The organism is Nonomuraea sp. NPDC002799 (assembly GCF_053592075.1).
This window is the reverse complement of sequence record NZ_JBSFVA010000093.1, coordinates 1-7,183: the sequence shown is the minus strand read 5'-3', so window position 1 is coordinate 7,183 and position 7,183 is coordinate 1. Positions and strand designations below refer to the sequence as shown.

At 70.3% G+C, this 7,183-nt stretch carries 7 protein-coding genes; all 7 read right to left on the bottom strand.

Going from position 1 to position 7,183, the window contains the following annotated elements; genetic code table 11:
• Nucleotides 1–34 precede the first annotated feature (34 nt).
• Nucleotides 35–772 carry an MEDS domain-containing protein gene (locus ACWD0F_RS51385; RefSeq protein WP_449890360.1) on the bottom strand — a complete coding sequence of 246 codons (738 nt, stop codon included), beginning with the start codon at nucleotides 770–772 and terminating at the stop codon, nucleotides 35–37.
• 127 nt (nucleotides 773–899) lie between these two features.
• The gene (locus ACWD0F_RS51380) at nucleotides 900–2,075 is read right to left on the bottom strand and encodes an AI-2E family transporter (RefSeq protein WP_449890358.1); all 1,176 of its coding nucleotides are present in this window, start codon (nucleotides 2,073–2,075) and stop codon (nucleotides 900–902) included.
• Nucleotides 2,076–2,218: 143 nt separating this feature from the next.
• Nucleotides 2,219–3,295: a rhamnose ABC transporter substrate-binding protein gene (gene rhaS / locus ACWD0F_RS51375; protein ID WP_449890356.1), complete on the bottom strand. Its 1,077-nt coding sequence runs from the start codon at nucleotides 3,293–3,295 to the stop codon at nucleotides 2,219–2,221.
• A 29-nt stretch (nucleotides 3,296–3,324) separates the two neighbouring features.
• Entirely contained in the window at nucleotides 3,325–4,320 is a 996-nt protein-coding gene (locus ACWD0F_RS51370) for an ABC transporter permease (protein ID WP_449890354.1), read from the bottom strand.
• A complete protein-coding gene (locus ACWD0F_RS51365; RefSeq protein WP_449890352.1) occupies nucleotides 4,313–5,350 on the bottom strand; it encodes an ABC transporter permease in 1,038 nt (345 codons plus the stop codon). Before ACWD0F_RS51365 ends, ACWD0F_RS51370 begins: the two co-directional genes overlap by 8 nt.
• On the bottom strand, nucleotides 5,350–6,852 hold the full coding sequence (locus ACWD0F_RS51360) for a sugar ABC transporter ATP-binding protein (protein WP_449890350.1): 1,503 nt from the start codon (nucleotides 6,850–6,852) through the stop codon (nucleotides 5,350–5,352). Before ACWD0F_RS51360 ends, ACWD0F_RS51365 begins: the two co-directional genes overlap by 1 nt.
• A 154-nt stretch (nucleotides 6,853–7,006) precedes the next feature.
• Nucleotides 7,007–7,183 (bottom strand): helix-turn-helix domain-containing protein (locus ACWD0F_RS51355; RefSeq protein ID WP_449890362.1); only part of this gene is annotated, 177 nt, incomplete at its 5' end.

Here is a 7,183-nt window from a genome sequence, read left to right as displayed (position 1 = left end):
CCACGCTGCGCGGCGTGCACCACATCGAGCGCGGTTACCACCGGCCGTTCGAGCAGTTCGCCTCCCTTGGTCTGAACACCAGGTCCATGCGCACGTCGCCGTCGCCTTCCCCGGCCGTCTCCAGCACGGCGCTCCACGTGCCGGCGGTGGTGCGGTCGATCTCGCCGATCACCTGCAGCACCAGCGCCCCGTCAGCGTCGAAGGCGGGCAGCACGTGCAGCGATCCCTGCTGGAAGATGGCGTTCATCTGGACCCTGCCGGAGTGACAGCCGACCAGATCGGCGAGATGGTCGGGGCGGAACAGCCGCATGTCGTACTGGCAGATCGCCGCGGACAGCCCTTCTTGAAACAGTGCGGTGACACGCCGCTCGAAATCCTCCAGCCGCTCGGCGCCGGACGCCTCGGCCAATGCCCAGCTCATCTCTCCGCTGACGCGGAAGCCGGAGAATCCGGCCTTCAGGCTGGCATCGACTTCGGTACGCAACGCCTTGATCATCTCATCGGGGTCGAACCGGCCCGCGCTCAAGTATCCGTCCTGGGCGGAGTGCACCCCGAACTGCCCGGCCGCCATGACGGCGGCCGCGTCCACGCCCGCCGCGCTCAGCCACGCGCGCACCCGCTCGGTCGCGCGGCCGTCGGTCACGTACAGCACTCGCTCGCCCCGCTCCAGCCCCGCCGTGATGAAGGCGGCGGCCACTTCACGCTGCTCGGCCTCATGGGTGAACGCCAGGCATAAGTGGTCTCCGAGCTGTACATCCTTGACCTGACGCATCGCTTCCGCCCACCTCAAGCCGGCCCGGAGGGCGTGGAACCCGGTGGACTCTCCCCGCCCGGACCCAGGGTACCGCTGCCGCCCACCCTGGGGTAGAACAGCCCCAATTACGACATATCCGGTTAATTCAGTTACGTTCCTGCCGGGGCAGCGTGACCTCGTGCAGGACGAGCTGGATCGCCGCGGCGACGGGGATGGCCAGCAGCGCGCCCACCACGCCCAGCAGGGCGCCGCCGAGCAGGGCCGCGATGATGGTGGCCGCCGCGGGCACGTCGACGGACGACTTCATCACCCGGGGAGCGATCAGGTAGTTCTCGACCTGCTGGTAGACGATGAAGAAGATCAGGCAGGCGATGCCGGCGGGCACGGAGGTGAACAACGCCACCACGGTGACGACCGCGGCCCCGATGCCGGCGCCGACCAGCGGGATGAGGTCGGTGATCGCGACGATGATGGCCAGGGGCAGGGCGTAGGGCACGTCCAGGATGATGAGGAAGATGAACGTGGTGACGCCGGCGATGAGCGAGATGAACAGGTTGCCGGCGACGTACCCGCCGATGCGTTTGATGACCTCGTCGCCGAGCAGGCGGGCCCGGGTGCGACGGGTGGCGGGGATGAGCCGGTAGCCCAGGTTGGTGATCGAGCGGAGCGAGGCCAGGAAGTACAGCGTGAGGATGAGCACGGTCAGGGCGGAGAAGACCGCGCTGGCCACCACGCCGGCCACGCCCAGCAGGCCGCCGAACACCTGCTTGCCGAGGTCGCCGCTGATGAGATACTCCTGCAGCCGTTGCAGCACCTGGTAACGCTGGTCGAGCTCGCGGATCTGGGGATGGTTCTGGATCTCGGTGATGTAGGCCGGCAACTGGCGGACGAACTCACTGGACTGCGTGGTGAGCGCGGGCACGATCGTCAGCCCGAAGCCGACGAAGAAGCCGATCACGGCGATGAAGACCAGCGCGATGGCCAGGCGCCGGGACAGCCCCCGGTCCTGCAGCCACACGACGGCCGGGTTGAGCCCGATCGCCAGGAACAAGGAGACCACGATGAGAAGCAGGGCCGACGTGGTGGCGGCCAGTGCCTGGACGAGTAACCAGGCGCTCAGCACGCCGAGCGCGGCGGTGAAGCCGAAGGTGAACGGATGACTGCCCATGGGGCGGCCCGGCTTGCCGAAGGGCTGGTCCGCCGTGCGCGCGGAGGTCTCGTGCGTCGCCGACCGGTCGCCGTGCCGGAAGGCGGAGGGGGCGGCACCGTCGGAACGGTCACGATCCGGTGTCGCGAGGGGGCTGTCGTCTCGGTCGGTCACAATGCTCTCTTCCCTGCCTTGTCACGGGGCGTTCTTCTGCCCCGCTCGGCGGCGACTAGTGCTGTGACCGGAAGGTTCACCGGATTTCGGTCATGGTCGCGGCTCCGCGCCGGGAGCGCGGGAGCCGCGACGCCGACCGGGCCTCAGAAGTCGAAGTCGTCGATGTTGGCCTTGTCGTAGACGAACGGATCACCGAGCAGGATCGCGCCGTCCTTGCCGATGGTGTACTCGCCGAGCTTGCCGGCGGTGAACTTCTCACCCTCCTTGCCGGTGATCATCCCCGAGGCGAGCGCACCACCGGCGAAGGCGGCCAGGTAACCCAGGTCGGAGGGGTTCCACAGAGCGAACGACTTGACCGTGCCGTCCTTGATGTAGGCACGCATCTGGTTCGGCGTGCCCAGCCCGGTCAGCTGCACCTTGCCCTTGTACTCCGAGCCCGACAGGTAACGGGCGGCCGCGGCCACGCCGACCGTGGTGGGCGAGATGATGCCCTTGAGATTCGGATACTTGGCCAGCAGGCCCTGAGCCTCCTGGAAGGACTTCTGGTCGTCGTCGTCGCCGTAGACGGTGGCCACCAGCTTCAGCTTGCCGTTCTCCGGCTTGGCCAGCTCGGTCTTCATCATCTCGATCCAGGCGTTCTGATTCGTCGCGTTCGCCGTCGCCGACAAGATCGCGATCTCGCCGCCGTCCGCGCCGACCGCCTCGGAGATCAGCTTGATCTGAGACGCGGCGATCCCCTCGGCACTGGCCTGGTTGATGAAGGCGTCACGGCAGGTGGGGTTGGTGTCGGAGTCATAGGTGACGACCTTCGCGCCGGCCTGGCGGGCCTCGTTCAGCGCCCCGCAGATGGCGTCCTTGTCATTGGCGGAGACCACGATGACGTCGGTGCCCTGCTGCGACAGCGTGTTGATATAGCTGACCTGCGCCGACGGACTGGCCTCCGACGGGCCGGTCTGACTGTAGACCCCCTTGAACTCCGCCACCGCGACCTTGCCGCCCTTGTTGTCGGAGGCGTCGAAGTAGGGGTTGTTCACCTGCTTCGGCAGGAAGGCGATCTTCAGCCCCTCCTTGATCGTCGCCGCGGCGGGGGCGCTGGAGCCGCCGCCGGCGGTGGGCTGGGTGGCGGCCGGTTCCTGGCTCGCGCAACTGGTGAGGGCCAGGCTGAGCGCGGCGAGCATCGCCAGCGCGATGGCTCCGCCTCCTCGGCTTGTCGCTGCCATGTCTGTCCTTTCGTGGCCCCGCGGCCGGGTCAGGGGGTGACGGATCGCCGGCGGCGCAGCCGCTCACGGAGCATGCCGGCGACATTGGGTCCCACAACGGAGACGATGAGCAGGGATCCGGTGATGATGGTGAGGGTGTTGGCCGGGACGTAGGCCAGTTGCAGGGCGTTGCGCAGGGTGCCGAGCAGGATGACCGCGGCGATGACGCCGATCAGGCCGCCCCGGCCGCCGAAGATGGACACGCCGCCCAGCAGGACCGCGGCCACGACGGCGAGTTCGAGCCCCAGGCCGTTGTCGGCGCGGGCGCTGGCGTAACGCAGCGTCCAGAACACTCCGGCGAGCGCCGACATGGCGCCGGTGGCGACGAACAACCAGAACTTCGTGCGGGCCACGGAGATGCCGGTGAAGCGGGCGGCCTCGGCGTTGTTGCCCATCGCGTACAGGCCGCGGCCGATCGGGGTGGCGTGCAGCAGGACGCCGAAGACGGCGGCGAGCGCGGCCACGAGGAGGATCATCCAGGGGATGGTCAGGCCGGGGATCGCGGTGATCGCGCCCGTCGTCCACTCCGGCGGGTAGTCCGCCACCGCGCGGTCGCCGAGCACGACGTAGGCCAGCCCCCGGTACAGCGCGAGCGTGCCGATCGTCACGGCCAGCGAGGGCAGGCCGAACCCGGTCACGAACAGGCCGTTCACCGCGCCGAGCAGCGCGCCCAGCAGCAGGCAGGCCGCGATCACGACCGGCAGCGAGGTGATGCCCCACAACCAGAGCTGCCCCATGACCGTGCAGGTCAGGCCCAGGATGCTGGCCACCGACAGGTCGATCTCGCCGGTGATGACCACGAGCGTCATGGGCAGCGCGATCAGCGCGATCGGGATGACCTCCAGCGTGACGAACCGCCAGAACCGCGGGCTGGCCACGCCCTCGATCGTCACCGCGCCGACCACCACGACCAGGACCAGGGCGACGAGCAGGACAGCGTCCCAGGACCCGACGAGCGACCGCAGGCGCGCCGTCCGCTCAGCCATGCGCGCTCCTTCCTCTGAGAGTCTGGGCGAGCCGGACGGCCAGCGCCCTGTCGATGCCGATGGCGGCCAGGATGAGGGCGCCCACGGCGGCCCGCTGCCAGAACGGGCTGACGCCGAGCACGGGCAGGGCGCTGCTGATCGTGGTGAGCAGGACCGCGCCGAGCGCGGCGCCGTAGACCGAGCCGCTGCCGCCGAAGATGGCGACGCCGCCGACCACGACGGCGGCCACCACGTTCAGCTCGAAGCCGTTGCCGGCGTTGGCGTCCAGCGTGCCGAAGCGGGCCGCGTACAGGACCCCGGCCAGGCCCGCGAGCGCGCCGGAGACGACGAACGCGGTGAACACCCGCTTGCCGACGGGGATGCCGGACAGGCGGGCGGCGTCGGGGCTGGAGCCGATCGCGTACAACTCCCGGCCGCTGCGGTATGTGCGCAGGTAGTAGCCGGCCGCCACCAGCACGACGACGGCGTACAGCGCGAGCACCGGCACGCCCAGCATGGTCGTGCTGCCCATCCGCAGGAAGCCGGGCGGCATGTCGGCGGCGTTGATCTGGCGGCCGGTGGCCCAGGTGTAGTCCAGGCCGCGGAAGACGTACAGGGTGCCGAGGGTGACCACCAGGGCCGGGACGCGGGCGGCGGCGATCAGCGCCCCGTTCAGGATCCCGCAGGCCGCCCCGAGCAGCACGCCCAGCACGAGCGCCACCGGGATCGGCAGGCCCGGGTTCGCCACGAACACGCTGCCCGTCGCGAACGCCGACAACCCCAGCACCGACCCCACCGACAGGTCCACGTTGCGGGTGATGACGACGACGCTCTGGCCGACCGCGAGCACGGCCAGGATGGTCGAGCCGAGCAGCAGGTCCTTGATCCCCTGCGCGGTCAGGAAGCGCGGGTTGACGATCACGGTGACGACGACGAGCAGCGCCAGCGCGATGACGATGCCCATCTCCCTGATCACGAAGACCCGGTGGATGAGGCGCGAGCCGTCCTCCTGGCGCGGCCGGGCGGCGCTCTCGTTCTCCAGGATCGCCATCAGCGGCCGCCCTGGCCGGTGGCGGCGAGCATCACCGATTCCTCGCCGGCCCGCTCGCGCGGGATGTCGGCGACCAGCCGGCCCTCGTGCATGACCAGCACCCGATCGGCCATGCCCAGCACCTCGGGCAGCTCACTGGAGATCATCAGCACCGCGACCCCCTGCCCGGCCAGCTCCGACAGCAGCCGGTGCACCTCGGCCTTGGTGCCCACGTCGATGCCCCGGGTGGGCTCGTCCACGATGAGGACGCGCGGCTCGGTCGAGAGCCACTTGGCCAGGACGACCTTCTGCTGGTTCCCGCCGGACAAGGCGGAGACGGGGTCGGTGAGCCGGGCGGTCTTGACCTGGAGCCGGTCGCTCCAGGTGCGGGCGGTCCGGCGCTCGGCGCCGCCGAACAGCAGGCCCAGCCTGCTCAGCGACCAGCGCCGGGTCAGCGTCGCGTTGCGCTCCACCGACAGCTCCATCACCAGGCCCTGCTGGCGGCGGTCCTCCGGCACGAGCGCGAGCCCGGCGGCGATGGCCGCGGGCGTGTCCGCCCGTGGCAGCCGCTTGCCGTCGACCAGGACCTCCCCCGCGTCGTAACGGTCGACGCCGAACACGGCCCGCGCGACCTCGCTGCGCCCGGCCCCGACGAGACCGGCGAGCGCGACGATCTCCCCGCCGCGCACGGTGAACCCCACGTCGGCGAAGACGCCCCGCCTGGTCAGGCCGCGCACCTCCAGCCGGGGCTCGCCGACCGCCGTGTCCGTCTTGGGATACAGGGAGGACACCTCGCGGCCGACCATCCGGCGGACCAGCTCGTCGACCGTGAGGGCGGCGGCCGGATCGGTGGACACCCAGCGGCCGTCCCGCAGCACGGTGACGCGCTCGCACAGCGCGAAGATCTCGTCGAAGCGGTGCGAGATGAACAACACCGCCGCGCCCGCGTCCCGCAACGAGCGCACGACCGAGAACAATCGCTCGACCTCCACCCCGGACAGCGCCGCCGTCGGCTCGTCCATGATGAGGATGCGCGCGTCGAACGCCAGCGCCTTCGCGATCTCCACGAGCTGCTGGTCGGCGATCGACAACCCGCGCGCGGGGCGGCCTGGGTCGAGGGGGATGCCGAGCCGGTCGAACAGCGCGGCGGTGGCGGCCCGCATGGCCCGCGCGTCGATGCGGCGCAGGCCGCGCAGCGGCTGGCGGCTCATGAAGATGTTCTCGGCCACCGACAGGTCCGGGAACAACGTCGGCTCCTGATAGATCACCGCGATGCCGGCCGCCTGGGCGTCCGCGGGCCCGGCCGGCGCCAGCGCCCTCCCGTCCACGAGCAGCGTTCCCTCGTCGGCCGGATGGGCGCCGGCCAGGATCTTCACCAGGGTGGACTTGCCCGCCCCGTTCTCTCCCACCAGGCCGTGGACCTCGCCGGCCCGCAGGTCGAGCCGGACCTCGCGCAGCGCCGGCACCGCGCCGAACGATTTGCTCACGTTCCGTAACTCCAGGATGGGAGGCGGGTCGGTCACGTGCCCTCCAACGACCGTTGCGGCAAAACGTTTTAAGGTGCCCAGACGGTAGATCGGGGCACTGTGACGTGTCAATAGCCCGTTAACTGGGCGTTACACGGCGCCATCTTGCCGCGCTCCAGGGTGTCCGGCCTCCGCCGAGATGTTGAACGTTTTAACCAGCACGAACGTGAGCTTGGCGGTAGCGGGAGGGCGCGATGCCGTACTTGCCGGTGAACGCCTGGCGCAGGCTCTCGGCGTTGCCGAAGCCGCAGCGCGCCGCGATGCTCTGCACCGGCAGGGAGGTGCCCGTCAGCAGGTGCGCGGCGGCTTCGAGGCGGGCGTGCCGGAC